Here is a 26,970-nt window from a genome sequence, read left to right as displayed (position 1 = left end):
AACGCTACATCAATACCACGCACGGAACCCCCGTGACAGAACTGTATCTGTGAGTGAATCCCCCGCAAATACCGTCCCTGCCACGCCGAAAGCGCAAGCTCCCCCCAACCCAAAGCACACATTCCGCACCGCGCTCGAGGATCCGGTGCTCAGGACCCTCGCCTCCGCCACCTTGGTCGCTACGGTGGGTCGCGGAATCTTCCTGACGCTCACAGTCCTGTACTTCACCAGCTTCGTGGGCCTGGGCGCCGCCGAGATCGCCGTGATTCTCTCCGTCTCAAGTGGCGTAGGCGTCGCAACGTCGTACATCGGCGGCAGGCTGGCAGATCGCTTTTCAGCACGGCGACTCCTGGCCGGGCTGGCCGCCGTCGAGGGTCTGGCGATCATGGCGTATCCGTTCGCAGGAAATTTCAGCGCCGCCCTTCTTATAGCGTGTATTGCGGTTGGCGTGAACCGTGCGGCCAATTCGACGCGGTCGGCAATCATCGCGCGGGCCTTTGATGGTCCATACCGCGTCAATACGAGGGCAGTCCTCCGCACCATCACCAACGTCGGTATCGCGGCGGGTGGCATGGTGGCGGGCTTGGCGTTGCTGGCGGGAACAGCCGAGGCCTACCGCGGATTGATGATCGGCGCCGGCGCTATCTATGTCCTCAGCGCTCTCCGCCTCCTCAGCCTCCCATCGCGGGTGGACGCACCCCGCCGCGACGCCGGCAACACCGGCCCGAATCAGGGCATCTCACCTTTTCGCGACGGTCGTTACGTGCTTTTGACGGTCCTGGCCGGCGTTTTCGGCATGCAATTCGGGCTGGCTGAGATGGGTGTTCCCTTGTGGATCGCCCAGGACACCACTGCCCCCGACGTCCTCATTTCGGTGGTTCTGGTCATCAACACCGCGTGCGTCATCCTCTTGCAAGTCCCGTTCTCCCGCGGCACCGACCACCCCCGCCGCGCCGGCAAGATCGTGATGCGAAGCGGCGTGCTCATGGCTGTGGCCTGCGCTTTGTACGCGATGGCAGGCGGCATGCCGGTCATCGCCGCCATTGCCCTTCTGTGCGGAGCGGCCCTGCTGCATGCATTCGCCGAAATCCTCTCGCAAGCCGGTACGTGGGGACTGAGCTTCGAGCTCGCCGACCCCCGCCGGGCAGGCGCCTACCAGGGCATGTTCGGTATGGGGTTCTCGCTCGGAGCCATGCTGGCACCGCTCGTGGTCACCGCCACGGTCGTCGAGCATGGCTCTATCGGATGGTGCATCCTGGGCGCCATCTTCCTCGCGTCTGCGGCCGGAATCGCGCTGATAGCCCGGAAAGCGTCGACGACGGCGGGATCCGCCTAACCTCGTCCGATCAGGGTGCGCCCAAGCCACCTCCCACATCGATTTACCCACGTCCTTTATGTGCCGGCAGACGCCGATTCGTTACGCCAAACTCCACCCCCGGTACCAGCCTGCCGCGAGCAACATCACCATGCAGACGGAGGAATTGAACCCCCCATCCTGAAAGCATGGAGTGAGCGCGTGAAAGGGAATCATGGGGGAATGGGTGTGGCCGGCATACGTGGGTGTGCTGGGAGGGGTGATCCTCTTTGGCGTGTTCATGGTGCCGATTGTGGCGATCCAGTACAGGATGTACGGCCGTTTCACGTGGCGGCGGTTCCTGGGCGCTGCAGGGCTCAGTGTTTACGGCGTAGCGCTGGTGGCGTACACCTTGTTGCCACTGCCGGACCCCGCCCTGGTGAAATGCGGGCCGGGCGGCAGCACGTTCCAAGCTCTTCCGCTTCAGTTCCTGGACGACATCCACCGCGAAACGTCAGGCCTGGGGATCACCGGAACGTTGACCAGCCGCGCCACACTGCAGGTTGTGTTCAACGTGGTGCTGTTCATTCCGTGGGGCGTGATCGCGCGGCGCTACCTTTCGTGGAACATTGCCATTTCCACCCTCACCGGCGCTGTGGCCTCGGGGCTCATCGAGGCCACACAGTTCACCGGACTGTGGGGTATCTACGACTGCGCCTACCGCCTGGCCGACGTCGACGACCTCATCACCAACACCCTCGGCGCCCTGATCGGTGCGCTCACGGCGCCCCTGGTGCTCTGGTTCATGCCGCAACGACGCGAACTCCGCGCAGCCCGCGGCCAGAGCCGCCCCGTCACGGTATGGCGGCGGTGGCTGGGCATGATCATCGATTACGTTTCGCTGGGCTTCCTTGGCTTCGGGTTCGTTGTGGTCTACCGGGTTGTGCTTCTCGCAGTTGGCGCGAACCTCCCGGATGCAGACGACTCCATCTCGCTCCTCCTCATGCACCTAGTGCCCGGGTTCCTGGTGTTCTATCTGCCGGCACTCGTCGGCTCGGGAGCGTCCCTCGGCCAGCGAGCCGTGTGGCTGCAACCGCAGTGGCCAGCCACCCGGCGTCGGGCCTTGCTCCGGGCGAGCGTCACGGGCGGCCTCTACGTGGTGTTGTCGTTCTTTGGCGCCCAGCTGCCGTCAACGGCGTTTGGACCACTGGCAGGCCTGCTCTTGTTGGCGGCCTTCGTGGCAGTCCCCCTTACAAAGTCGCGAGGACTTTCGGGCGTCCTGACAGGTGCGCAGATGGTTGACTCCCGCGAGAGCGTACGACGGCGGGTGGCTGGGTCAGTGACGCGAGCGGACTAGGCGTCAACTCCGCGGACCCGGGGTGAGTGTGCACTTCGCATACCCGGGGCTGCCCATCACTGCACATTGCCCAATGACCTTCGAGTGACCCACAGATACTGTGAAGTGAATCACTCGAAAGGAATGTATGTCATGTCCACCTCCGACACAGGGCACGATGACTACCCCATCACCAGAGTTCCCGCAACGAAGCGGAAGCACTGGTTCGGCATCGCAGTCCAACGCTTTGGCCAGACTTCTGACCTGAGCCAATTTCTTCTCGGGGCAACCTTTGGCTTCGGCATGACCTTCTGGGACGCCTTCTGGGCCTTCACGGTAGGCGCATTGATCGTCGAAGCCCTCATGATTTTTGTCGGCATCGCCGGCATGCGCCAAGGCCTCACCACCTCCATGCTGGCCCGCTGGACCGGATTCGGCCGCGGCGGGGCATCGGTCCTGGGCCTTGCCATCTGCATCAGCCTCATCGGTTGGTTCGGTATCCAGTCAGGGATTTCCGGCGCCGGACTGAACCAAATTGTCCCTGAAATTCCCACCTGGGCTTGGTCGCTCGTCTTTGGCCTGGTGGTCACGCTGATCGTGGTCCGCGGCTTCGAATCAATGCAGTGGTTGGCCAACATCACGGTGCCACTTTTCATGATCCTGATCGCCTGGGCGGCATGGGCCGAACTGAGCAACCACTCCATCAGCCAGCTCCTCAACGATGCCCCACCGGGCCCGCAGCTGGACTTTGTCACCGCTACCACCATCGTTGCTGGAAGCGCCGTTCTTGGGGCAGTCATTACGCCCGACATGACCCGCTACAACAGGAGCGCCGGGGACGTCGTCAAGCAGACCGTCGTCGGCATGACCCTCGGCAACTACAGCATAGGCATGATCGGCGTCCTGCTGGCCCACGCAGTAAAGACGGCGGACGTCACCCAGATCATCTTCTCCTCCGTGGGCTGGGTGGGCATCCTGATCATCGTCCTGGGCACGTCAAAGATCAACGACTGGAACCTCTACAGTGCCGGGCTGGGCGTTGTGTCCTTCTTCAACAGCGCCATGAACAAGCGCCTGAACCGTGGGCACGTGACGCTGCTGCTGGGCGTATTCGGAAGTGTCCTCGCGGCCATTGGCATCCTGGACAGATTCATCGACATCCTTATGGTGCTGGGCGTCGTCTTCCCGCCGGTAGCCGGCATCATCATGGCTGAATACTTCGTCATCAGGAAGTGGCGGCCGTTGCTGGAAGCGAGCCGCGATTCAGGGCTCCCGCCGGCTGAATCACCCAACTGGATCCCCGCCACGTTCGTCATCTGGGCGATCTCTGCGGCATTGGGCTACTTCGTCACCTTCGGACTCCCGGCCTTCACCTCGCTCGCCGCGGCGTTCATCCTCTACATCGTCGCCGGCAAGCTGAACCTGTTGCGGTCCTACGGCGACAACCACCCCACCAGTGAAACCACCACACAGGAAGAAGCGGTAACCACACCATGAGCAGCCTGAGAATCGGCATTGACGTCGGCGGAACCAACACTGACGCCGTGCTGCTGGATGGCGCGCAGGTACTCGCCTCCACCAAAGTCCCCACCACCAGGGACGTCACCAGCGGCATCACCCAGGTCCTCACCGCACTGAAGGAACTGAACGGCTTCAGCCCGGACCATATCCGCGGCGTGATGATCGGAACCACGCACTTCATCAACGCCCTCATTGAGGCGCGGGATCTCTGCCCGACAGCTGCCATCCGGCTGGGACTTCCCGCCACCGCGTCCCTGCCGCCGTTCACGGATTGGCCCGGCACCCTCACCAACGCAGTCAAGGGCCGCGCCTATCTGGCCCATGGGGGCCACGAGTTCGATGGCCGCCCCATCAGCCCCTTTGATCCCGACGAGATAAGGCGCCACGCAGCTGACATCGCCGCACACGGCATCCGATCAGTAGCGGTATCCAGCGTCTTCTCGCCCGTCAATGATGAATTCGAGCAGCGCACATTGGCCATCCTCCGGGAAGAACTCGGCCCCGAATTCCCTGTCTCCCTCTCACACGAAATCGGCAGGGTGGGCCTCCTGGAGCGCGAGAACGCAACCATCGTCAACGCTTCCCTCGCTGAAATGGCGAACCGGATTGTTGACGGCCTCGCCAAGGCTGTGCTGGAGCAGGGCATCACCGCGCCGCTCTACGTCAGCCAGAACGACGGCACCCTCATGGACATTGAATACACCCGCCGTTACCCGGTGGCCACGTTCGCATCGGGTCCCACCAACTCCATGCGCGGAGCAGCGGCGCTCTCCGGTTTCTCCGACTGCCTGATCGTGGACATCGGCGGCACCACCACGGACGTCGGGGTCCTGGTGAACGGTTTCCCCCGCGAGTCCAGCACCCACGTCCGCTTGGCGGGGCTCCGCACCAACTTCCGGATGCCTGATGTCCTCTCCGCCGGGCTGGGTGGCGGTTCCCGCGTGCGGACTGATCAGGGAACCGTGGGCCCGGATTCGGTAGGCTACCGCCTCACCGAAGAGTCGCTGGTCTTTGGCGGGTCAGTCCTGACGGCCACTGACATCGCAGTCCGCAGCGGAAGGGCCGACGTCGGAGACGCATCTTTGGTGAGCCATGTCAGTGACGCCGTGGTCCGGGCAGCCCTGGAACAGATCGACAGGACCATCGCGGACATCGCCGATCGGATCCGGACCTCGTCCGCGGAACTTCCGGTGGTGGCCGTCGGCGGCGGCTCCATCCTGCTGGCCGAGAAACTGGACGGCTTGGGCACCATCCACCGCCCCGAAAACTTCGACGTCGCCAACGCTTACGGCGCCGCCATTGCCCAGATCAGCGGCGAGGTGGATCGAGTGTCCTCCATTGCCGACGGAGATCAGAAACGTGCCCTGGAATCCGCGCGGCAGGAGGCGGTTGACCGTGCCGTCGCTGCCGGTGCCAACCCGGACACGGTGACGATTGTCGAGCAGGAAGCCATCCCCATCCCCTACCTTCCCGGAAACGCCATGCGCGTTCGCGTCAAGGCAGCCGGCAACCTCACGTTAGGAAAATGAGATGACCCTGGAAGTGACACACGGCCGCAAGCTGAAGTGGATCACCGTTGCAGACATTGATTCGCTGGCACGCGGAGCAGCGATCCTCGGCACGGGCGGCGGCGGCGATCCATACATTGGCGCCCTCCTGGCGAAACAGGCAATCGAAGAGTTCGGTCCAGTGGAACTCGTCTCCGTTGAGGACCTGGCAGATGATGCCTTCATCGTTCCCATTGCTGCGATCGGCGCACCCACGGTAGCCGTGGAGAAGCTCGACACCGTGGAAAACCTATACCTGACCATCGAGAAACTGGCGGCATCCGTCAACAGGACGGCAACCCACACCGCGTGCCTGGAAATCGGTGGGTCAAACTCCTTGCTGCCCATCGTGGCGGCGGCGCAGCTGGGGATTCCCTTGATCGACGGTGACCTGATCGGGCGGGCGTTCCCGGAGATACAAATGGGAATGGCACCGCTTTATGGAATTCAGGCCACCCCCATGGCCTTGGCTGACGAGAAGGGCAACACGCTTGTTATCGAAGCCATCGACTCGTTCTGGGCTGAGCGCTTTGCCCGGCAGGCCTCCATCGAAATGGGATGCAACGCCTTCAACAGCACCTATGCCATGACCGGCGCGCAGGCCCGTGAGAGCTTCGTGGCCGGTTCCATGTCCTTCGCGATCGCTATCGGAGACGCCATCGCCAACGCCCAGCACAACAACCTCAACCCCTGTGATGTGTTGGCGGAAACCCTCAGCGGGCGCATAGTGCATCTGGGCAAGGTCACGGACCTGCAGCGCCAGACCACAGGCGGCTTCGCGAAAGGGCAGGCCCTGATCGAGGGAATGGGTCCGGACGCGGGTTCCGTGCTTTCGCTGCACTTCCAAAACGAGCACTTGCTGGCCACCAAGGACGGAACCGTCGTGACCACAACGCCGGACCTCATCATTGTGGTGGACGCCGAATCCGCCGAGCCGATAACCACGGAGAACCTGCGCTATGGGCAGCGCTTGTGCATCCTTACTGCTCCCAGCGACCCTCGCTGGCACACCACGGAGGGCCTCGCGCTGGCCGGGCCCGAGTACTTCGGATACGGCGTCCCGTCACATCGCTGGGATGGGACTCAGGAGGAACACACCGAGTCCATCGAGCGATACCGCGCCTGACCGACGTCGAACGTTGCCCTGCCGCGCCACCAACCACCGTTGGTGGCGCGGCGGTGGCATTATGGGGTGGTAGCCATCGAGGAGAACCGGAGCAGCTGAATGATCCCCCCGATCCCGCTGTGGTCCGTCACCAACCACCTCCCGGCGGGCGTGATGGAGAGCGTCGGAGAGCCGGGCACCACAACCGTGTCGTCGCTGGTCGCTTTGGCGGGTTCACTGGCAGAGGTCAATCGCCAGGTCCGCGAACAGAAAAACCTCGACAACGACCCCCTGACACTCCGCAACTGCATTCTGCTCCCCCTTGAGCCGTTGCCGTCAGGCGTCTCGTGGGAGGTGGAGGCCCTGCTGGCGCTGGCGTCCGGCGCCGGCGTCGTGGCTCTTGCCGTCAGGCTGCAGAACGACGACGGCGCGTTGCCGCCCAACGTCACAAGGCTCGCCGAACGCCTGGGGCTGGTGGTGCTGGCCGTCCATAACACCTGGCAATTCGGGATGGCTGCGCAGGAACTGCTGTCCGGCGCAGCGCATCGTCAGGGGCAGCTGATCTCCCGTGTGGCCGTCGAATGCCGTGTGCCATTTGGATCTCTGGGCCATTTGCTGCACCGGCTGGGAGTGGCACTCGGGCATTCTGTGACACTGGTGGATCCGTCCGGAAAGCTGATTTCTGCCGGGGAAGATGACCCGCGCGCCAACGGAGATGCGCAAACCGGCGGAACCGAAATTTTCGCATCTGTCCACCGGGAGCAGGACAACGGCCCCCGGCTAAGGGTGGTCCCCGGTCCCGCGCTGGATCAAGAACAGGCGGCCATCAGAGCGGCCTTGGAAGTGGCAGCCATAGCGGTTTCCGAGCTGCTGTCGCGGCAACGGCTGGAGCGGGAGCGCGATGCCCGGCACAGGATTGCCTTGCTGGGCGAACTGATCGACAACGCCGGGACTGTCAGCCCACCCTTCAGGGCCAGGGCATTGGAGCTGGGCTGGACCCTGGACGGATTCCACATAGCGTTCCGGGTGATCACCCGCCAGCCCGTGGACCTGGTGGCCCGAAAACCGGATCTGGACCGCACCCTGATCCGCGAGAAGATCGAGGCTGCCACTGTTGAGCAATCCGACGGCTGGGCAGGGTGGATCTCCTTCCCCTCCAAACCGGACCCGGCCGAGGTCAGCAAGATCAGCAACGCCCTCCGCAGGGCCCAGCGGGAACTGGCGTCCACTGTTGCCACTCAATTCGGAGTGGGAAGAATGCAGGCGCAGCCCGAAGGGATCGTCCGCTCCCTCGAGGAAGCCAACGATGCCGCACGCATCGCCGGGGCACGGGAGAACTCCGGCTATTTTGTCCACGTGGACAGATTGGATATGGCCCAGCTGCTCCTGATCTGGACCCGCACTGATACGTTCCGTCCGGCGGCCCGGGAGCTCCTGGCTCCGCTCCTCAAAGCCGGGCCCGAACTCCTTCAGACCCTCACCACATTCCTGGACTGCGAGTCTTCCCTGACCGAAACCGCAGCGATTCTGAATGTTCACCGCAACACGGTCAGTGATCGCATCAGGCGGATCCAAGCACTCATCGCCATCAACCTGGAGGACCCGGAGGCCCGGCTGGCGCTGCAGTTGGCGTGCCGGAGTTTGCTGATGGATAAGCCGGACTAGGTCTTCCCGGCGCCTACTTCTTCCCGGCCTTCAAATCCGACACCACTTTCGCGATGCGCCGGGCACGGGTTTCCTCCGTTTTGGCATCCCCGATCGGCTCCACATATCTCCGCTGGCTGCTGTAATTCAGGGTCTCGTAAAAGGCCTTCGCCTGCGGCTCCTCGTCGAGCGCGGCCGCCAAGTCCTCCGGAACCTCAATGATGCGCGGCTGGGTGTCCACTTCCAGGTCCACCTCGATGGTGTCTCCTGCAGCAGCGCCGGTGAGTTCGCGGTTGGCGGAGCTGACGCCCACCATGTACTTGCCGCCCATCACGGCGATGCTGCTGCGGTAACTCCGGCCGTTGATGGTCACCACCACGGGAGGCCGTTTGCCGGCGCCCAGCCCGTCAACAATCTGGTCCGGAACTTCGATGCCCGCCTTGTTCCCATCGCCCACGATGGTCGTAGTGAATTTCATGAGCCAAGTATGCCGGTGGCCACCCGTAGACGCACCCCACCAGCAGGACTACGTTCGAGATAGCCCTGCAAACCCCGCAAAGGAGTCAAAGCCATGGACAACCAGGATCTCTTGGAGCGCATCCAGTCGCTGGTGGAAGAAGAGCACCGTCTCCGCGACGCAGCCGGCACAGGGACGGGCGATGAGACCGCCCGCCTTGCCCACCTGGAAGCCCAACTCGACCAGTGCTGGGACCTGCTGCGCCAACGGCGGGCCAAGAAGGACGCCGGTGGGAACCCGGACGACGCCTCAGCCCGAAGCGTTAACGAGGTTGAGGGCTACCGGCAGTAATTAGGCTCCTTCAAGTACCTGGCTGGTGGCCCACGCCAGGTACTTGGCAGCGTTAGCCACGGCGTCGGCAACGTCCGGGACGCCGTCTTTGCGCTGCGCCACGTCCAGCAACTGGGCTGCAGCAACAATGCCGTGCTTCGCCAGATCTTCAGGCGTGACTGTGATGCGTCCAGCCACCGCGATGACGGGAATGCCGTGCACGCTCGCAGCATCGGCAAGCGCAATGGGTGCCTTGCCGGTGAGCGACTGCTGGTCCATGGAACCCTCGCCGGTGATCACCAAATCTGCGTCACCCAAGTGCTGCGCGAGGCCAGTGAGTCCGGCCACCAGCGCAAAGCCGCCTTCCAGCGCAGCGTCAGTGAAAGCCAGGAACGACGCTGGGAACCCACCTGCCGCTCCGGCTCCCGGTACGTTCACATCGCGGCCGGTGGCCTCCCGAAGGAGCGACGCCCAATTGCGGAGACCGGCGTCGAGCTTCTCAACGGCGTCCTCATCGGCACCCTTCTGGGGGCCGAAAACATGCGCGGCACCTTCCGGTCCGTACAGCGGGTTTTGGACGTCGACGGCGATCCGGAACTTCACGGCCGAAAGTCGCGGATCCAGCTCGGAAACATCCAAGGCAACGACGTCGATGAGCGAACCTCCGCCGAGGGGCACCACGTTTCCGGCCGCATCAAGGGGTTTGAGTCCCAAGGCACGCAACGCGCCGCTGCCGGCGTCTGACATTGCCGAGCCGCCCAGGCCCAGCACGATCTCCGTGGCACCGGCGTCGAGCGCCGCGGCGATCAGCTGGCCGCAGCCGTAGCTATGGGCGCGAAGCGAGTTCTCCGGAGTAGGTTCCATATGAGCCAGGCCGGAAGCCATCGCGGTCTCGATCACAGCGCTGGCCCCACCAAACGCATCCTTGCGGATCGCCCAGGAAGCACCAACAGGCTTAAGAATGGGGCCCACCACTGCGTTGTTCCGCTCCTCGTAACCTGCGGCGATGGCGGCATCCAGGGTGCCTTCGCCGCCGTCGGCAACCGGGAACTGGGTGGTCACGGCATCCGGGTAAACGCGGAGGGCACCTTCGGCCATGGCTGACGCGGCTTCGGCGGCGGTCAGTGATCCCTTGAACTTGTCCGGGGCGATGAGGATACGCATGGACCCATCTTGCCAGCTTTGCTCGGAAAGCGCTTGCCCAGCGCGTAATGAAGTGAACTACCCGTTGATGACCCGCACCGGCGCCCCTTCAATCCACGCCTTCACATCCTCGAATGCACCACCGTAGAACTGCCGGTAGCTCTCGTGAGTCACATAGCCGGTGTGAGGCGACAGCACGGTCCGCGAAGAATGCAGCAGCGCGTGCCCGGCCGGCAGGGGTTCCTCGTCGAAGACGTCCAAGGCTGCGCCACGGATCCAGCCCTCCTCAAGGGCCTGGATGAGCGCGGCTTCATCCACCAGGGGTCCCCGTGCGGTATTGACCAACACGCCATCAGGGCCCAGGAGTCGCAGCTCCTTCGCACCGACAATCCCCTCCGTCCGCTCAGACAAGCGCAAGTGCAGCGTGACGACGTCGGACTCGCGGAACAGCTCCTCTTTGCCCACCTTGCGGGCACCCGCAGCGTGGGCCGCTTCTGCGGTCAGGTTCTGGCTCCATGCCACCACGTCCATCCCGAAGGCTTTGGCGTACTCCGCCATCCGCTGGCCAATCTTGCCCAGGCCAACAATCCCGAGAGTCTTGCCCTCGAGTTCAAACCCCACCCTGCTCTGCCACTCACCGGCCCGCAGTGAGTTCTCCTCCACCACCACGTTCCTCGCGAACGCCAACAGGAGCGCCCATGTCAGTTCCGGAGCCGCGGCCGGAGAGCCCCCCGTTCCGCACACCACAATGCCCCGCTCCGACGCCGCATCGAGATCGATCGCCGCATTCGCCATGCCCGTTGTCACCAGGAGCTTCAGATTGGGCAACGACTCGAGGACGCGCTGCGGGAATCGGGTCCTTTCGCGCATCGCCACAATGATGTCGAACGGTGCCAAGGCGGCCACAGCTTGCTCTTCCGAGACGAAAGGTGCGCTGAAAACGCTGACCTTCACGCCGTCGTCGAGCAGTGAATCCCAGGGGGCATAGTCCCCTGCCACTTGCTGGTAGTCATCAAGGATGGCCAAACGGAATCGGGTCACGTCAATCTCTCCTCGCGCGGCGGCTGGTGGTACTGAACACCATCTCACGTTAGGTTTTTGAGTGTGAGCCAAAATGTGACCTCCACCATACCCAAGCCCGAGCACCCCCGCCCACAACTGGTCCGCGACAAGTGGATGAACCTCAACGGCACCTGGGGATTTGAGATCGACGCCGGGGACTCCGGCCTGGAGCGCGGGCTCGCCACCCGCGAACTGAACAACAGGATTCTGGTGCCGTTCGCGCCGGAATCAGTGCTTTCAGGGATCGGGAACGTGGATTTCATGGAAGCCGTTTGGTATCGCCGGATGGTCACCATTCCGCAGGAGTGGTCCGGGCACAGCGTGCTGCTGCACTTCGGCGCCGTGGATCACGACGCCACCGTGTGGGTGAACGGGGTTGAGGTTGCCCGGCACCGGGGCGGATTTACGCCGTTTACCGCAGATTTGGGCGGTGTAGTGGAGCCCGGCGCGGACGCTGTGATTGTTGTCCGTGCCAGGGATTCGCGGCACGAGCTGCAAGCACGCGGCAAGCAGGCAACCTGGTACAACAACACGCACTGCCAGTACACCCGCACCACCGGAATCTGGCAGACGGTGTGGATGGAGGCCGTTCCCGAGGTCTACATCAAACGCCTCCGCATGACCCCCCATCTGGCGGACTCAAGCATCACGGTGGAGGTCCCGCTCAGCCAGAATCGGGTTGGGCACACGGTTTCTGCGGTCCTCACTGGTGGAACGGAACGGATTGAGGCCTCTGCACGGGCGGACCTGGATCTCACTCCGTCTCTCCGTCTCAGCATCCCAGCCGATTCCCTCCGCCCGTGGTCCATCCAAGACCCGTTCCTCTATGGCCTTGAAGTGACTGTGCGGGACGGTTCCGGAGAAGTTGTTGACCGGGTGGGCAGCTACGCGGCCGTGCGGTCGATAGCCCTGGACGGCAAGGTGGTCCGCATCAACGGCGAGGCCGTGTTCCAGCGTCTGGTCCTGGACCAGGGATACTGGCCGGAGTCGCTGATGACCTCGCCCGATGAAGGGGCGCTGGTCAAGGACATCGAGCTCTCCATGGCCGCCGGATTCAACGGTGCCCGCCTGCACCAGAAGGTCTTTGAGGAGCGTTTTCTCTATCACGCGGACCGGCTGGGGTATCTCGTGTGGGGCGAGTTCGGCGACTGGGGCGTCTCGGGCAGCGGAACCGTAGGGCACAACCAGCAGCCGACGGCCAGCTTTGTTGCCCAGTGGCTGGAGGTGTTGCAACGCGACGTCAACCACCCGTCGATCATCGGCTGGTGCCCCCTGAACGAAACCCACCAGATTCTGCACGACCGCCTGACGGTGCTGGACGACGTCACCCAGGCAATGTTCCTGGCCACCAAGCTCGCGGACCCCACCCGGCCGGTCATCGACGCCTCCGGCTACGCGCATCGGATCCGCGGAACGGACATCTACGATTCCCACTCCTACGAGCAAGACCCTGACCGTTTCCGCCTGGAACAGCAGGGCCTCGCCGAAGGGAAGCCGTATATCAACCGCAAGGCTGACGGCGAAGAGTACTCCGTGCCCTACGCCGGCCAGCCGTACTTCGTCTCGGAGTTCGGCGGCATCTGGTGGAACGAAGAAGAAGCCCGGCAGGCAGCCGAGGGATCGGATGTGTCCACCTCCTGGGGCTACGGCCAGCGGGTCAGCAGCGAGGAAGAGTTCTACGCCCGCTTCGACGGTCTCTGCGGTGTCCTGCTGGAGAACCCGGACATGTTCGGCTACTGCTACACCCAGCTAACGGACGTGTTCCAGGAGAAAAACGGCATCTTCACCTTCGATCGCACCAGCAAGTTCGATCTCGCCCGGATCCGCGCCAGCCAGCTGCGCCGGGATGGCCGTTAGTTCCACCTCGCGGTGTACGCAGGAAGGGCCTAGACCCACCGGCCTCGGCGGACCAGGACTTCCTTAAGGAGGTCCAAGCGGTCTGACACGACTCCATCCACGCCCAGGTCCAGCAGGCGCTCCATCTCAGCGGGATCATTGATGGTCCACACATGCACCTGGAGGCCCAGCCGATGAGCCCGCCCGATGAATCCCGGAGTCACCACCCGGAACAGTCCGTAGCGAACGGGAACCTGGAAGACGTCGACGCCGGCAAGCAGTTTGCGCGCCAGCGGAACCGGAAGCACGGGGCCAAGCAGGGCGAAAACGGCGGTCAGGGTGCTTCCAGCGGACGTGGCAACCGGGCGGGACAGGAGCTTCAGGACTGCCCGGCGGCGCCGGTCCGAGAAACTTGTGACCAGGACGCGATCATGGATCCCGTGCTTCTCAATGGCCTTGGCCATGGGGCCCACCGAGTTCCAGTCCTTGACGTCCAGGTTCAACCGGGCAGTCGGGAGCGCCGAAACAAGCTCATCAAACGTTGGGACCGGTTCAATCCCACCAATCCGGGCAGCGGAGACTTCCGAGGCGGTCAGAGATGCAATATCCCCAGCCGAATCGGTCACGCGGTCCAGGGACGAGTCGTGAAAGACAAGCAGCACGCCGTCCGAGGTGGTGTGGACATCCGTTTCAAGGTGCACGGTCCCCAGTTCCACTGCAGCTCTGAAAGCAGCCATGGAATTCTCCAGGCCGTCCAGCGAGAAACCACGGTGCGCGAAGGCCAAAGGGCCCACCGAACCGTCCTTGCGGAGGAAATAGGGCAGCGTCACACCCGTAGCGTAGCCGACGTGCACCCCGATGAAGCGCGTCAGGCTTCGTGCGGAACTATCGCCACGCCGTCACTGACGTGCACCAGCGTCCGTCCGCGACCGCCGTCGAGCTCCACCCATACCGCCGTGGCATCGCCGGTGACGGCGTCAACAACGCCGGCCGATGCGTACCCCGGGGTGAGCGTGACGCTGACGCGGTCGCCCTGGCGCAGCGAGCGCCAGTGATGATCGGGTTCGATGCGCCGCAAAGGCGCCGTGTTGAAATCGTTGATCCTGCGCTTGGCCATGTTTCCCCCTGCTAATCCGACTGGTAGACACGATGCGAACGGGTCCTTGGCTGGAAGCCTACGGAGGCAACGTGAACGCTGGTTGTATGGAGGCTGGGAAGCAGGTGACAGCCTGGTACTGCCAGACTAGGGACATGACTGTGTTGATTGCCGGATGCGGCGACCTCGGAACGGAAGCCGGACTCCGCTTCGCCGCAGCTGGCCACCAGGTTGTGGGCCTGCGCCGGTCCCCGGAAAAACTGCCGCCTGAAATCCACGGCGTATACGCGGACCTTTCCAAGGGCGTGCCCCAACTGCCGGCAGATGTGGACATTGTTGTGGTGGCTGTAGCCGCCGATTCCTCCACTGAGGAGGCCTATCGAGCGGCCTACCTGAACGGTGTAAAGAACGTCCTGGATGCGCTGGAGCGGCAATCCCTGGAGCCGCGCCGGATCCTCTTCGTCTCCTCCACCGCTGTTTACAAGGATTCCGGCGGGGCTGTTGTGGACGAGTCGACCCCCACCGAGCCCACGCGTTTCAGCGGGAAGATCCTGGTGGAGGCCGAGGATTTGCTGTTCGCCCGAACCCACGGCACAGCCACCCGGCCGATTTCCCTTCGGCTGGGCGGGATCTACGGGCCCGGACGCACCCGGCTGATAGACCAGGTCCGGACAGGCAAGGCCGTCATTCCGGCACAGCCCCGGCACACAAACCGTGTCCACCGGGACGATGCTGCGGCCATGATCGTCCACCTCACCACCATGGAACAGGTTCCGGATCCGGTGTACGTAGGTGTTGACGACTACCCGGCTGAGATGGGCGAGGTGATGCAGTTTCTCGCCGCTGGGATGGGATGCCCGGAACCCCCGACGGCGGAACCCGGCGGCGCGTCCGACGCCGGCCCCGGCGACAAGCGCTGTTCGAATGCGCTGTTGAGGGCGAGTGGCTTTGACTTCGCATTCCCCACCTTCGAGGAGGGGTACCGGGCCCTACTGGACGGTCAGGGCGTACGGCACCCGTGAGCCGCCCTTCCCTTGCGGTGACACCGAACCTGGGTTGGTGGGGCCGGGCCTATTTTGCAGCACAGGCCGTTGCGGGTCTGTGCTGGTGGGCGGCCGTGTTCGTTTCACCACCTGTCCGCGAAGCCACGCTCGGCCGCCTGGATCCACTGGCTGTTGCGGCCTTCGACATTCCGTTGTTCGTGGTTTGCTCCGCCGTGGCGGCGTTCGGCGTTAAGGCTGCGGCCGTGGTTGCTACCGGCTGGACCGCCGTCGTGGCCATTGCCCTGGCGGTCTTCGCCACGGTCTTTTCCGAGGCGGGCTTGGGTGTACTGATGATGCTCGCTGCTGCGGCCTGCTCGGCGGTTGCACTCTGCTGTGTCCTGCTGGGACGGCTTCCAACCGAGTGGATTGTCCGGGGCCCGTTCGCTTTCCGTCCCGCTGACGAGCAGCGCGGGGTTACAGCACATGTGGGCGCGACACTGGGACAGATGGCCCTCTTTTGGGGCTTTTTCCTTCTGGTGGTCCCCGTGGTCATTTCGTGGCTGGAACAGCGATGGTTGGTGTCGCTCGCCCTCCCACCGCTTTCCGGGGTTATCGGTGTGGGCATCCTGGTGCTGGCGAGCTGCCTGGGTGTCGCCTCCGCTGTGACAATGTCATCCCGTGGCAGTGGTACTCCGCTGCCATCTGCCATGCCGAACCGTCTGGTCATTGCAGGTCCGTACCGTTGGGTTCGCAACCCGATGGCTGTCGCCGGAATCACCCAAGGCGTGGGAGTGGGCCTCATTCTGGGCTCGTGGCTGGTCATCGCGTACGCCTTGATCGGCTCACTGTTGTGGAACTACGCCGTCCGGCCGCTTGAGGAAACAGACCTCGAAAACCGGTTTGGGGCCGAGTTCCGTCACTACCGCGATTCGGTTCGCTGCTGGATTCCCAGCGTCAGGCGAAACTAAACCCGCTGCTCCGTCAGCTTGGCTTCCAAAATCTGGGCCACGCCGTCGTCGTCAAAGTGCGGTGCCTGCTGGCCGGCCGCAATAATGGCTTCAGGGTGTCCACTGGCCATCGCGTAGCCGTGACCGGCCCAGCGGAGCATCTCGATGTCGTTGGGCATGTCCCCGAATGCCACCACGTCGGCAGCCTCAATACCCAGCGACTCGGCGTATTTGGCGAGAGTGACGGCCTTGTTGATGCCAGGAACGGACATCTCCAGCATCGCCGTCCGCGGCGCAGAGTGCGTTGTGGACACCAAGTGGGCAACGGCGGGCTGAACCTCGGCAAGGAACTCGTCCGGCGTTCCGTTGCGGGTAATGGCCAGGAACTTCACGACGGCGTCATCCGCAGTGAGGGTCTCCACCAGCGGCTTGGGGGTGAACTCGGCCAGCAGTTCGCTGGTTTCATTTTCAATGAACCCAGGCTCCAGCTGGAAACCCGTGAGTGTCTCCACAGCAAACAGGGCATCAGGCCGGAGGGATTTGATGATGCGGCGCGCCTCGAAGACCGAGTCGGCATCCAGCGCACAGGAAGACAGCGCCTTCTCGGTTTCCAGGTCCCACACCACGGCGCCATTGGAACAGATCACAATTCCGCTGTGCCCCAGCTGCTCCTGGAGGGGGTACAACCACCGCGGCGGGCGACCCGTGACGAACACCAGTTCCACGCCGGCGTCGCGGCACGCCTGGAATGCCTTGATGGTCCGATCACTGATTTTGCCGTCGTGACCGAGGATGGTGCCGTCAATATCGCTTGCTACGAGCCGCATCATGCCAGTCTACGCGGCGGTCTCAGCCCACTTTGCCGGCGGCTGTCCCGTGGTTGAGCTCGGCCCGGGTTGGCGGATTGGCTCCTGCCCGGGACACCGTGACTGCAGCCGCACGGGTTGCGTGATCCATGATCGCAGCCAGCGTTTCCACCGGCATTGCCCGCAAGGCACCCCTGTTTTGCGCGCCGTCCAGGCCATGATCCACAATCGCGGACAACAACCCGGCCATGAACGAGTCGCCTGCCCCCACGGTATCCACCACGTTCACAGATGGCGCCGGGATCTGGGTTTCGCCTGCGCGGGTGACTCCCCACGGCCCGCGCGAACCACGCGTCACCACCACTAGCGCCGGCCCCTCGTCGCCGCCCAAGGACAGCCACCGCCGCGCAGACTCCGTCGGATCAACGCCAGGGTACAGCCACTCAAGATCCTCATCAGAGGCCTTCACAACGTCGGAAAGCACCACGAAGCGCTCGGCTTGGGTCCGGGCGTACTCAACGTCCGTGATGATGCTGGGACGGCAGTTGGGATCGAAGCTGATAGTGCTGCCCGGGTGGGCATGCTCGACCGCGGCCAGCACGTCAGCAGCGCCCGGCTCCAGGAAGGTGGCAATGGAACCCGTGTGCAGCAAAGTGGCACCCTGCAGCATCAGCGGCAACCTTCCGGCAAGTCCGGGCAGTTCCCAGGTGAGGTCAAAAACGTACGTGGCCGCGCCGTCGTCGTCGATTTGCGCGGTGGCCACGCTGGTTGCCTTCTCGTCCGGCGGAAGCGGCACCATGACTGAACTCGACCGCAGGTGCGCCGCAACGGAATCGCCGTAGGCATCGCGGCCGTAGCGCCCGATGAACTGCACGGGGTGGTCCAGCCGGGCCAGGCCGACGGCAACGTTGAGCGGGCTCCCGCCAACGTGCGCCTCAATTCCAGAGGAGCGTTGAACGACGTCCACCAGGGCTTCACCAATGACTGTCAGCATGGGACAACTCTGCCAGAGGCGGACCTCACGGACCACAGATTACGACAGGAGGCGCTGCACCAGCTCGCGGCACTTCTTGTATGCCACGGCTTTGGGATCGATCAGGTCGAAGTGGTCTCCCGGAACGCGCAACAGCTGGGCCGCACTCCCCGCTGCAGTTGCCGCAGCCACATATGCCTCGGACTGGCTCGCAGGAACGTCCTCGTCATCCGTGGCGTGCACGGCATATACGGGGACGTCCAGTGGGAGTGAACTCATGGGATCAGCGTATTTATGCCGTTTGGGGTATCTGCCCGAATCGCCACCCATGAGGTTGCAGACAGCTCCGTTACTGAGGTTCAGCTTCTCCGCGGCGGCAAGGTTCAGGAGGCCGGACTGGCTGACGACGCCCGTCAGGTGCACTGCGGTGTCCTCCGGTCCGCGCACCAGTTGCCTGTCGGCGTCGGGCGTTCCGATGGAGGAGAGCCGTTGACGTCCCGCCGCCCAGACGGCCAGATGACCACCCGCAGAGTGGCCCAGCGCCACTACTTTGCCAAGCTGAAGGTCATGCTCGCCGGCAATGTGGGAGAGATGGTCGATGCCGGCCAGGATGTCCTCAAAAGTATGGGGCCAACCACCGCCGTTTCCGGCACGCCGGTATTCGAGGTTCCACGCGGTGATTCCGTGCGCTGCGAGGTCCCGTGCAAGGGGCTCTCCGAGCTCAGCGCCGTACTGGGACCGCCAGTAGCCGCCATGGATCACAACGGCAATTCCACCGGCCACGGCTGATACGCCGCGATGGTTTCCGTTGCTCGGTTCAGGTATGAAGAGTTCGCCCCACTGACTGGGGTGTTCGCCGTAGCTGTACTTGTGCCGCAACATTGCGCCCTCCTTTGTACTGAGCCTATCGTGACGGTTCGGAAGTTTGGCTAGAGGCACCCCGACGGCGGGTGGCCGGTTCAGTGTCGGGCCCGCCCCGTAAGCTGGGGGCATGGCAAGCAATTGGGACAGCCTGGACCAGGATCAGCGCGACGCAGTGGATGCGAACGTGGCGCTCTATGAGCGTGTTCGCCCTGCCCTCAAGCGGGTCACGCGCGATGTCCTGCTGACATTGAGGGACATGCTGAACGACGCCGAGGTAACTCCGTTGTTTGTCACTGGCCGGACCAAAACTGTGGAGTCGTTCCGGGAAAAAATCTCCCGCACGGATGACCCGTTGGAGCCCGGTGGCCCGCGTGTCTTGAAGTTTCCGGACCCGTTCCGCACGTTGAACGACATGGTGGGCATCCGTGTCATCACCAAACTTCCGGCCGAAAACGCGGCCGTGGCCAACATCATCAAGCGCCAACGGCAGCTCTTCGACTGCCGAGGCGACCGTGAGAAGGACATCGGTTCCATCGAGTCCGGAACCTACGGCTACTCCAGCCGGCACCTCATCCTGCGCACCATCCAGAACGAGGCCGTCAAGGAGTACCAGCACGTCTTCAATCCGGACATGCCTGCCAACGGCAGCTACTTCTTCGAATGCCAGATCCGTACAGTGTTTGCCCATGCCTGGAGCGAGATCGAGCACGACATCCGCTTCAAGGCCGAAGACCCCCGCGCCTGGACGCCGCACTTCGACCGCCAGTTCACGGCCACAGCAGCCATGTTGGAAACCGTGGAGAGCGCCTTCGCGGATCTTCACGAGCGCTACGAGGAAGTCCGCAGCTACTGGGACCTCGAAGGTGAGGGTGGCTCGCCGCTGACGCCAAACCGGGTTCGTGACGTCTGGCGTACCCTCTTGCCGCACGTTGACCGTAAAGTTGATGACGACTGGGGATGGGCTGCTGAGCTGCTCGCTGCCCACGGACTCACCAAGACCGTGGAGCTGGCCGGACTGCTTAGCGCCAACCGGATCACCGAGGTCCGCAAGGCCCTGGACCACCGCTACTCCCCCGGACCCGACCGCCTCCTGGACGACCTCCTGCTGTGGCAGTACGGAACCGAACATATTGATCTCACCGCTGAGGCGCCCGACGTCGTCCCGCACCCGCGGCGCGACAGCCTCCTGCGGCGTCTTAAGCAGATTGAGCGTTACCGCCAGACTGCTTTATAAAAGACCGCATTCTAAGGACCCATGACACCCGAGCAACTCATGTCACTGCGGGCGACCTTCCGCTCGCCCCGCCGCCTGCTGACGGAATCCCTCGCGGGACTCGTGGTGGCCTTGGCGCTCATCCCGGAGGCCATCGCGTTCTCCGTGATTGCCGGAGTGGATCCCCGCATCGGCTTGTTCGCATCGTTCACCATGGGCGTGGTGACCGCTCTGGTGGGCGGCCGTCCGGCCATGATCTCCGCGGCGACCGGTGCCGTGGCCTTGGTGATCGCTCCCGTAATGAAAGAACATGGGCTCGATTACCTCATTGCCACCATCATCCTGGCGGGCGTTTTCCAGATCATCCTGGCGGTCCTGGGTGTCACCAAGCTGATGCGGTTCATTCCCCGCTCCGTGATGATCGGCTTCGTCAACGCACTGGCCATCCTGGTGTTCATGTCGCAGATGCCCGAGCTGTTCAACGTGCCGTGGATGGTCTACCCGATCGTGGTGGTGGGGTTGGTCATCGTGTTCGGACTCCCCCGGCTGACCACCGCCATTCCGGCACCTCTGGTAGCGATCGTTGTCATTACGCTGGTGACTGTTCTGGGGAACATCGACGTCCCCACCGTCAGCGACAAGGGCGAACTGCCGGACAGCCTTCCCGGGCTTTTCCTGCCCAACGTCCCACTGAACCTGGAGACATTCCAGATCATTGCGCCGTTCGCGCTGTCCATGGCGTTGGTGGGCCTGCTGGAATCGCTGATGACCGCCAAGCTGGTGGACGACATCACAGACACGCGTTCCAACAAGACGCGGGTGTCCTGGGGCCAGGGTGCTGCCAACATCGTCACCGGCTTCCTGGGCGGCCTGGGTGGTTGCGCAGTGATCGGTCAAACCATGATCAATGTGAAGGGCTCAGGCGCGCGGAGCCGGCTCTCAACGTTCCTTGCCGGAGTATTCCTGCTCATCCTGGTGGTGGTGCTGGGCGACGTTGTGGGGATGATTCCCATGGCGGCTTTGGTGGCCGTGATGATCTTCGTTTCGCTCATCACCTTTGACTGGCATTCCATCCGGTTCTCAACGCTCAAGCGCCTGCCCAAGTCGGAGACCGCCGTCATGCTGGTTACTGTCGCCGCAGTGGTGGCGACGCACAACCTGGCGGTGGGCGTCGGCGTCGGCGTTCTGACCGCAATGGTCCTGTTCGCGCGGCGGGTAGCCCACTTCGCAACCGTGGAGCGGACGGAACTGCTCCTCAATGGCGAAACCGTGGCGACGTACACGGTAGATGGCGAACTCTTCTTTGCCTCTTCCAACGACCTCTACACGCAGTTCGATTACGCGAAAGATTCCTCAGACGGCATAGATCGAGTGGTCATCGATCTTCACGGCTCGCACATCTGGGACGCTTCCACGGTGGCAGTCCTGGACTCGGTCACAGAGAAATACCGGAATCACGGGCGCGAAGTGGAGTTCATTGGCCTGAACGAGGCAAGCATCCGCATGCGTGAGCGCCTGGCCGGGAAGCTCAACTCCTGAAACAGCGGTCATCTGACATATACACGCCGGCGAATGTAACGAACTCGTTGGTTGGGTAGCAGCAGTGTGAGCATGGATGAATGCTTGAGGCAACCAATACCCCATCGAAAACCGAAGAATCCGCTGCGCCCGTCAACGCCGCCCTTGCCGCTGAAGCCAAGATTGCGCGCATTGCCGTCACGGTCTTCCCGCTGCTGGTGGTTGTGGCCGGCGTCCTCGGATTCCTGATTCCGGATCTGTTCAAACCGATGGGTGTCGCCGTTCCCTACCTGCTTGGCACCATCATGTTCTGCATGGGCCTCACGCTCACTCCGCCGGACTTTGCCTCCGTAGCGCGCCGACCATGGGCTGTTGCCCTCGGCATCGTGGCGCACTACGTGATCATGCCCGGCGCCGGGTGGCTCATTGCAGTACTCCTGCAGTTGCCTCCAGAACTGGCTGTCGGCCTCATCCTGGTGGGCTGCGCTCCCTCCGGCACCGCATCCAACGTCATGGCGTTCCTTGCCAAGGGCGATGTTGCGCTGTCCGTGGCTGTCGCTTCGGTTTCCACCCTCATCGCGCCCCTCGTGACTCCCGCGCTAACGCTCTTCCTGGCCGGCTCGTTCCTGCACATCGATGCTGGCGCCATGGTGATGGACATCGTGAAGACGGTGCTGCTGCCGGTGATCGCCGGACTGCTGGCCCGCCTCTTCCTTTCCAAGCTCGTCGCGAAGGTTCTTCCGGCACTTCCGTGGGCATCCGCCGTCGTGATTTCGCTGATTGTCGCCATTGTGGTGGCTGGCAGCGCCAGCAAGATTGTTGCCGCCGGAGGAATCGTGTTCCTGGCAGTGGTCCTCCACAACGGATTCGGCCTGGGCCTTGGCTACCTGGCTGGCAAGCTTGGCCGCCTGGATGACAAAGCGCGCCGAGCCCTCGCGTTCGAGGTCGGCATGCAGAACTCCGGCCTTGCCGCGACACTGGCCACCGCGCACTTCGGCGCGCTGGCCGCACTGCCGTCCGCTGTGTTCTCCTTGTGGCACAACATCTCCGGCGCAATCGTTGCCGCATGGCTTGCCCGCCGTCCGCTGAAGGACTGAGCCCACTGAAGAACCAGGCCCGTTGAGGAACCAGGCCCGCTGAGGGACCAGCTAGCCCGCCGTGGTGCCGCGCCGGTGCAACTTCCACGGTGATGCAATCCGGACTCCCTCAACTGGGGTGGCTCCGGCCAAGCGATTGAGCAACATTCGGACCACCTGCTCGAAGATCGGCTCCGGGCCCACTGTGGTCAGGGCAGGATCGTATTCCTGGCCCTCGGTGGAGTTGCCGACGCCGACAATCTGAACGTCCTCGGGCACACGAAGGCCGAGGCGGTAGGCAGCCCGAATGGTCTGCAGCGCCTCCATGTCGTCCGTGCAAAGGATGGCCGTGGGCCGGTCCGGCAGCTGGAGCAGCTCCAGCGCTGATTGATAGGCGATGGCTGGACGGTGCTGCGAGGTTCTGACCAGGGTCTCATCGAGCGGGATACCCGCATCTTCCAGTCCGGCTGCGTAGGCGGAGAACCGGCTCTTGGGACGGCCCGCCGGGTCCGCCCTTCGAATACAGGCGATCCTGCGGTGGGAGGCGGTGAGGAAGTCCATGCACTCCCTGAGTCCGGCGTCAGCCTCAGGGGCCAGGACATCGAACCCGGCAGGATTCATGGTTCCGGAGATCACCACTTGGGCAGCGCCGCGTCGAGCCAGCTCCGTGACGGTTTCATCCTCGGACTTTGCCTCAGGGAAGTAGCCAATGATGACGCCGTCCGCACCGCCGGACATCATGAACTTCCGCCAATCGTCACCCAACAAGATCACCGGCTGGTAGCCGTGCTGCGGGAGGATTGCTGCTGCAGCCGTGGCAAGGGCCCTGTCCCACGGCCATTCGAGATTTCCGATCGCCACCGCAATCACGTCCGTCTTGCCCCGGCGCATTCCCCGGGCGGCCTGATTGGGCACGTAGCCCAGTTCCTTGACCGCGGCCAGGACACGGTCCTGGGTGGGCTGGCTGATCCGGGTGGTGCCACCGTGCCGACCTGAGAGTACGTAGGAGACGGTGGTCAGCGAGACCTCAGCCGCCTTTGCTACGTCCCGGATGGTGGGCTTGGATCCCTTGCTCACGTGGCACTCCTGGTAGACAGCGGGTTTCTTGAACTCTAGCGGCAATGGAGTGGACACCCCTTGACGCAATTAGTTGTGAACGTTAACAATTGCGGGAGCCAATAAGTATTCCGAGCGGGAAGAATAGTCGATGCAGAACTGGGCAGGAAACCTTGAGTACTCATCCGCGGAAGTCCACCGCCCCACGTCGGTGGAGGAGCTACAGGACCTCGTAGCCAACGCGTCGCGGATCAAAGCGCTCGGTTCCCGGCACTCCTTCAACACGGTGGCAGACACCGACGGCATCCATATCCTGCTTGACTCCCTGCCCCAGGAGATCGTGGTGGATGTCGCCAGGAGCACGGTCAAGGTCAGTGGTGGCATCAGCTACGGGGCCCTGGGGCGAGCCTTGGAGGAACAGGGGTACGCCATCCACAACCTCGCTTCCCTCCCGCACATCTCCGTTGCGGGCGCCATCCAAACCGGCACACACGGCAGCGGAGTCAACAATCCCTCCTTGGCTGCCGCCGTCGTCGGCGTCGAGCTGGTGCGCGCCTCCGGCGAGCTGGTGACCCTTTCAGCGGACGACGACGACTTCCTCGCCAGCGTGGTGGGCGTGGGAGCCCTTGGCATCGTCACAGGTCTGGAGCTGGCCATTCGCCCGAGCTATGAGGTCCGGCAGCGCGTGCTCACGGGTCTCTCTTGGGAGAGGGCCTTGGCGGAATTCCAGGGCATCGCCTCCAGTGCCTACAGCGTCAGCTTTTTCACGGATTACACCGGCGACACCATCCCGCAGGTCTGGCTTAAGGCCCTGGACACCGAGGCGGCGCTGCCTGATCTGTTTGGGGCGACGGCTGCGACATCCGCCATGCACCCCTTGCCGGATATGTCCGCAGAAAACTGCACCGAGCAGCTGGACGTCGCAGGGAAGTGGCTGGACCGCTTGCCGCACTTCCGTCACGAGTTCACGCCGAGCAACGGCGAGGAACTCCAAAGCGAGTTCCTCCTGCCCCTGGATCAGGCGCCGGCCGCGCTACAGGCTGTCCGGGAACTCGCCCAGAAGCTCGCGCCGCTCCTGTTCGTCTCTGAAATCCGCACCGTGGCAGCAGATGAGTTCTGGCTCAGCCCGTTCTACCAGCAGCAAAGCGTGGCGCTGCACTTCACGTGGAAACCGCTGCAGACCGAGGTGGAAGCAGTGCTGCCCGAGCTTGAGGAAGCGCTGCGTCCGTTCGGTGCACGCCCGCACTGGGGCAAGCTTTTCACGCCCGGCCAGTACGACTTTGCCGCGCTCTACCCGCGGTTCGAGGACTTCCGTGCCCTGGTCCAGGCGAATGATCCCTCGGGCAAATTCCGCAACGGCTTGCTGGACAGCGTGCTGGGCGTTGCCGTTACGTCCTAACTACTCGATGTGAGCCAGGACTGCGCCAGCCGTGACCACACCGCCGGGTGCGGAAAGGACTTCGGAGAGCGTACCTGAGCGGTGTGCGGGGACCTGGGTTTCCATTTTCATGGCCTCCAGAACCACCAAAGGGTCACCCGCAGCTACGTCAGCGCCAGGTTCAACAAGCCATTTCACAACAGTGCCGGCCATGCTGGAGACGAGGGCCGATTCGGCTGGTGAGTCTGCATTTGTGACAGAACCCGGCAGCCCCGTCACGTCCGAGGCAGCTGGAAGCCCCTGTCCTGAGCGCGCCCAGCCATCCAGCAGGTCAGCCGGAAGCCCAACGGCAAGGCGTTTGCCGTCCACGTCAATGGTGATGGTTCGCCGCTCTCCGTCCGGAGCCTCCACGTTGTATTCGGGATCCACGGGGATGTGGTCAGCGAAGTCGGTTTCGATCCAGCGGGTGTGGATGTTCAAGCCGGCAACCGATGTGAAGTCATCGGACTCCAGAACGGCCCGGTGGAACGGCAGCACCGTGGGCAGACCCGTGATGTTGATTTCGGCGAGGGCACGTCGGGCGCGGCGCAGAGCCTGTTGCCGGTCAGCCCCTGTGACGATCAACTTGGCCAAGAGCGAGTCGAATTGCGGTGCGACGAACGAGCCCGAACGCACGCCGGTATCCAAGCGGATTCCCGGTCCGGTGGGTGATTCAAAGGAAGCCACGGTGCCCGGTGAGGGCAGGAATCCGCGGCCTACGTCCTCGGCATTGATGCGGAACTCGAAGGAGTGCCCACGCGGAGTGGGGTCTTCGGTGATGCTGAGCGGCAGACCGGCAGCGATGCGGAATTGTTCCTGCACAAGGTCGATTCCGGCGGTTTCCTCCGTAATGGGGTGCTCCACCTGGAGGCGGGTGTTGACCTCCAGGAACGCCACCGCGCCATCCGCTGAGACCAGGAACTCCACCGTTCCTGCGCCGTAGTAACCGGCTTCACGGATGATTGCTTTGGATCCTTCGTAGATCTTTTGCCGCTGCGTATCGCTCAGGAACGGCGCGGGGGCCTCTTCCACGAGTTTCTGGTGGCGGCGCTGCAGGGAGCAGTCGCGCGTCCCCACCACAACCACGTTGCCATGAACATCGGCGATGATCTGGGCTTCCACATGCCGGGGCCGGTCCAGGTATTGCTCAACAAAGCACTCGCCTCGACCGAAGGCAGCCACAGCCTCACGGACTGCGGAGTCGAAAGCTTCCTCTACTTCGGCAAGCTCGCGGACCACCTTCAGGCCGCGGCCACCGCCGCCGAAGGCAGCCTTGATGGCAAGCGGAAGCCGGTGTTCCTCTGCGAAGGCCCGCGCTTCCGCAGCAGAGGACACCGGCCCGTCACTGCCGGCAACCAACGGCGCGCCGGCGCGGACTGCAATTTCGCGGGCGGTGATCTTGTTGCCCAACTGGCGTATCGACTCCGGTGAGGGACCGATCCACTCAAGTCCGGCGTCGAGCACTGCCTGCGCAAAATCGGCGTTCTCGGAAAGGAAACCATAGCCGGGGTGGACGGCGTCAGCGCCGGACTGCGCCGCTACAGCGAGCAGCTTCCCGATGTTCAGGTAGGTGTCAGCGGGCGAGTTTCCGTCCAGGCTGTAGGCTTCGTCGGCGGCGCCAACGTGCATGGCATCGGCGTCAATGTCGGCGTAAACGGCCACCGAGGCAATGCCGGCGTCGTCGCAGGCTCGGGCCACACGGACGGCGATTTCGCCGCGGTTCGCGATCAGGACCTTGCGCATCTA

The 26,970-nt window shown here is 63.6% G+C and carries 24 protein-coding genes; 14 read left to right on the top strand and 10 right to left on the bottom strand.

Annotated features, from left to right (window positions below; all coding sequences use genetic code 11):
• Positions 1 to 49: 49 nt before the first annotated feature.
• From BMY91_RS12390 to BMY91_RS12365, 6 genes are all read left to right on the top strand, one after another.
• Positions 50 to 1,336 (top strand): MFS transporter, encoded by a 1,287-nt coding sequence (locus BMY91_RS12390; protein ID WP_090822284.1) that lies wholly within the window; start codon positions 50 to 52, stop codon positions 1,334 to 1,336.
• Between the two features lie 193 nt (positions 1,337 to 1,529).
• On the top strand, positions 1,530 to 2,651 hold the full coding sequence (locus tag BMY91_RS12385; protein ID WP_090822282.1) for a VanZ family protein: 1,122 nt from the start codon (positions 1,530 to 1,532) through the stop codon (positions 2,649 to 2,651).
• Between the two features lie 132 nt (positions 2,652 to 2,783).
• On the top strand, positions 2,784 to 4,127 hold the full coding sequence (locus tag BMY91_RS12380) for a purine-cytosine permease family protein (protein ID WP_090822280.1): 1,344 nt from the start codon (positions 2,784 to 2,786) through the stop codon (positions 4,125 to 4,127).
• A gap of 5 nt (positions 4,128 to 4,132) precedes the next feature.
• Positions 4,133 to 5,680, top strand: coding sequence for a hydantoinase/oxoprolinase N-terminal domain-containing protein (locus BMY91_RS12375; RefSeq protein ID WP_090822629.1), 1,548 nt, complete (start codon positions 4,133 to 4,135; stop codon positions 5,678 to 5,680).
• A gap of 1 nt (position 5,681) precedes the next feature.
• Complete coding sequence (locus BMY91_RS12370) at positions 5,682 to 6,824, top strand: DUF917 domain-containing protein (protein WP_090822278.1); 1,143 nt, start codon at positions 5,682 to 5,684, stop codon at positions 6,822 to 6,824.
• A 99-nt stretch (positions 6,825 to 6,923) separates the two neighbouring features.
• Positions 6,924 to 8,468: a PucR family transcriptional regulator gene (locus BMY91_RS12365; protein ID WP_090822276.1), complete on the top strand. Its 1,545-nt coding sequence runs from the start codon at positions 6,924 to 6,926 to the stop codon at positions 8,466 to 8,468.
• Between the two features lie 13 nt (positions 8,469 to 8,481).
• Here BMY91_RS12365 and BMY91_RS12360 read toward each other — a convergent pair whose 3' ends face one another.
• The gene (locus BMY91_RS12360; RefSeq protein WP_090822274.1) at positions 8,482 to 8,925 is read right to left on the bottom strand and encodes a YdeI/OmpD-associated family protein; all 444 of its coding nucleotides are present in this window, start codon (positions 8,923 to 8,925) and stop codon (positions 8,482 to 8,484) included.
• A 93-nt stretch (positions 8,926 to 9,018) separates the two neighbouring features.
• On the opposite strand from BMY91_RS12360, the gene BMY91_RS12355 reads away from it, so the two are divergent.
• Positions 9,019 to 9,255, top strand: a complete 237-nt coding sequence (locus tag BMY91_RS12355) for a DUF2630 family protein (protein ID WP_090822271.1) — start codon at positions 9,019 to 9,021, stop codon at positions 9,253 to 9,255.
• On the opposite strand, the gene BMY91_RS12350 is transcribed toward BMY91_RS12355, so the two are convergent.
• On the bottom strand, positions 9,256 to 10,398 hold the full coding sequence (locus tag BMY91_RS12350) for a glycerate kinase (protein ID WP_090822269.1): 1,143 nt from the start codon (positions 10,396 to 10,398) through the stop codon (positions 9,256 to 9,258).
• A gap of 57 nt (positions 10,399 to 10,455) precedes the next feature.
• Positions 10,456 to 11,418 carry a D-2-hydroxyacid dehydrogenase family protein gene (locus tag BMY91_RS12345; protein WP_090822267.1) on the bottom strand — a complete coding sequence of 321 codons (963 nt, stop codon included), beginning with the start codon at positions 11,416 to 11,418 and terminating at the stop codon, positions 10,456 to 10,458.
• Positions 11,419 to 11,493: 75 nt separating this feature from the next.
• Between BMY91_RS12345 and BMY91_RS12340 the strand changes: the two genes are divergently transcribed.
• Positions 11,494 to 13,296, top strand: coding sequence for a glycoside hydrolase family 2 protein (locus tag BMY91_RS12340; protein WP_090822265.1), 1,803 nt, complete (start codon positions 11,494 to 11,496; stop codon positions 13,294 to 13,296).
• Positions 13,297 to 13,325: 29 nt separating this feature from the next.
• Here BMY91_RS12340 and BMY91_RS12335 read toward each other — a convergent pair whose 3' ends face one another.
• Both BMY91_RS12335 and BMY91_RS12330 read right to left on the bottom strand, forming a co-directional pair.
• A complete protein-coding gene (locus tag BMY91_RS12335; RefSeq protein ID WP_175538697.1) occupies positions 13,326 to 14,105 on the bottom strand; it encodes a glycerophosphodiester phosphodiesterase family protein in 780 nt (259 codons plus the stop codon).
• Positions 14,106 to 14,143: 38 nt separating this feature from the next.
• Positions 14,144 to 14,392: a hypothetical protein gene (locus BMY91_RS12330; RefSeq protein WP_090822261.1), complete on the bottom strand. Its 249-nt coding sequence runs from the start codon at positions 14,390 to 14,392 to the stop codon at positions 14,144 to 14,146.
• Between the two features lie 86 nt (positions 14,393 to 14,478).
• On the opposite strand from BMY91_RS12330, the gene BMY91_RS12325 reads away from it, so the two are divergent.
• The gene (locus BMY91_RS12325) at positions 14,479 to 15,393 is read left to right on the top strand and encodes an NAD-dependent epimerase/dehydratase family protein (RefSeq protein WP_256212716.1); all 915 of its coding nucleotides are present in this window, start codon (positions 14,479 to 14,481) and stop codon (positions 15,391 to 15,393) included.
• Complete coding sequence (locus BMY91_RS12320) at positions 15,390 to 16,322, top strand: methyltransferase family protein (RefSeq protein ID WP_090822259.1); 933 nt, start codon at positions 15,390 to 15,392, stop codon at positions 16,320 to 16,322. Before BMY91_RS12325 ends, BMY91_RS12320 begins: the two co-directional genes overlap by 4 nt.
• Here the strand turns inward: BMY91_RS12320 and BMY91_RS12315 are convergent.
• Genes BMY91_RS12315 through BMY91_RS12305 form a run of 3 tightly spaced genes read right to left on the bottom strand, consistent with a single transcriptional unit; the run spans position 16,319 to position 18,962 of the window.
• Positions 16,319 to 17,128 carry an HAD family hydrolase gene (locus BMY91_RS12315; protein ID WP_177179909.1) on the bottom strand — a complete coding sequence of 270 codons (810 nt, stop codon included), beginning with the start codon at positions 17,126 to 17,128 and terminating at the stop codon, positions 16,319 to 16,321. The two genes, BMY91_RS12320 and BMY91_RS12315, sit on opposite strands and share 4 nt — an antisense overlap.
• 22 nt (positions 17,129 to 17,150) lie before the next feature.
• The gene (locus tag BMY91_RS12310; RefSeq protein ID WP_090822255.1) at positions 17,151 to 18,101 is read right to left on the bottom strand and encodes a carbohydrate kinase family protein; all 951 of its coding nucleotides are present in this window, start codon (positions 18,099 to 18,101) and stop codon (positions 17,151 to 17,153) included.
• 39 nt (positions 18,102 to 18,140) lie between these two features.
• A complete protein-coding gene (locus BMY91_RS12305) occupies positions 18,141 to 18,962 on the bottom strand; it encodes an alpha/beta hydrolase fold domain-containing protein (protein ID WP_090822253.1) in 822 nt (273 codons plus the stop codon).
• A 109-nt stretch (positions 18,963 to 19,071) separates the two neighbouring features.
• Here BMY91_RS12305 and BMY91_RS12300 point away from each other — a divergent pair, with 109 nt between their 5' ends.
• The 3 genes from BMY91_RS12300 (at position 19,072) to BMY91_RS12290 (ending at position 22,772) form a co-directional block, all read left to right on the top strand.
• Positions 19,072 to 20,178: a GTP pyrophosphokinase gene (locus tag BMY91_RS12300; RefSeq protein WP_090822251.1), complete on the top strand. Its 1,107-nt coding sequence runs from the start codon at positions 19,072 to 19,074 to the stop codon at positions 20,176 to 20,178.
• Positions 20,179 to 20,199: 21 nt separating this feature from the next.
• Positions 20,200 to 21,696: a SulP family inorganic anion transporter gene (locus BMY91_RS12295; RefSeq protein WP_090822249.1), complete on the top strand. Its 1,497-nt coding sequence runs from the start codon at positions 20,200 to 20,202 to the stop codon at positions 21,694 to 21,696.
• Positions 21,697 to 21,776: 80 nt separating this feature from the next.
• Positions 21,777 to 22,772: a bile acid:sodium symporter family protein gene (locus tag BMY91_RS12290; protein ID WP_090822247.1), complete on the top strand. Its 996-nt coding sequence runs from the start codon at positions 21,777 to 21,779 to the stop codon at positions 22,770 to 22,772.
• A 51-nt stretch (positions 22,773 to 22,823) separates the two neighbouring features.
• Here BMY91_RS12290 and BMY91_RS12285 read toward each other — a convergent pair whose 3' ends face one another.
• On the bottom strand, positions 22,824 to 23,828 hold the full coding sequence (locus BMY91_RS12285; protein WP_090822245.1) for a LacI family DNA-binding transcriptional regulator: 1,005 nt from the start codon (positions 23,826 to 23,828) through the stop codon (positions 22,824 to 22,826).
• A gap of 130 nt (positions 23,829 to 23,958) precedes the next feature.
• On the opposite strand from BMY91_RS12285, the gene BMY91_RS12280 reads away from it, so the two are divergent.
• Positions 23,959 to 25,206, top strand: coding sequence for a D-arabinono-1,4-lactone oxidase (locus tag BMY91_RS12280; protein ID WP_090822243.1), 1,248 nt, complete (start codon positions 23,959 to 23,961; stop codon positions 25,204 to 25,206).
• On the opposite strand, the gene BMY91_RS12275 is transcribed toward BMY91_RS12280, so the two are convergent.
• Positions 25,207 to 26,967, bottom strand: coding sequence for an acetyl/propionyl/methylcrotonyl-CoA carboxylase subunit alpha (locus BMY91_RS12275; RefSeq protein WP_090822241.1), 1,761 nt, complete (start codon positions 26,965 to 26,967; stop codon positions 25,207 to 25,209).
• Positions 26,968 to 26,970: the final 3 nt, after the last annotated feature.

The sequence above is a fragment of the Arthrobacter sp. yr096 genome (assembly GCF_900108925.1).
In the GTDB taxonomy this organism is placed as follows: Bacteria; Actinomycetota; Actinomycetes; order Actinomycetales; family Micrococcaceae; genus Arthrobacter.
This window is presented reverse-complemented; position numbering and strand designations above follow the sequence as displayed.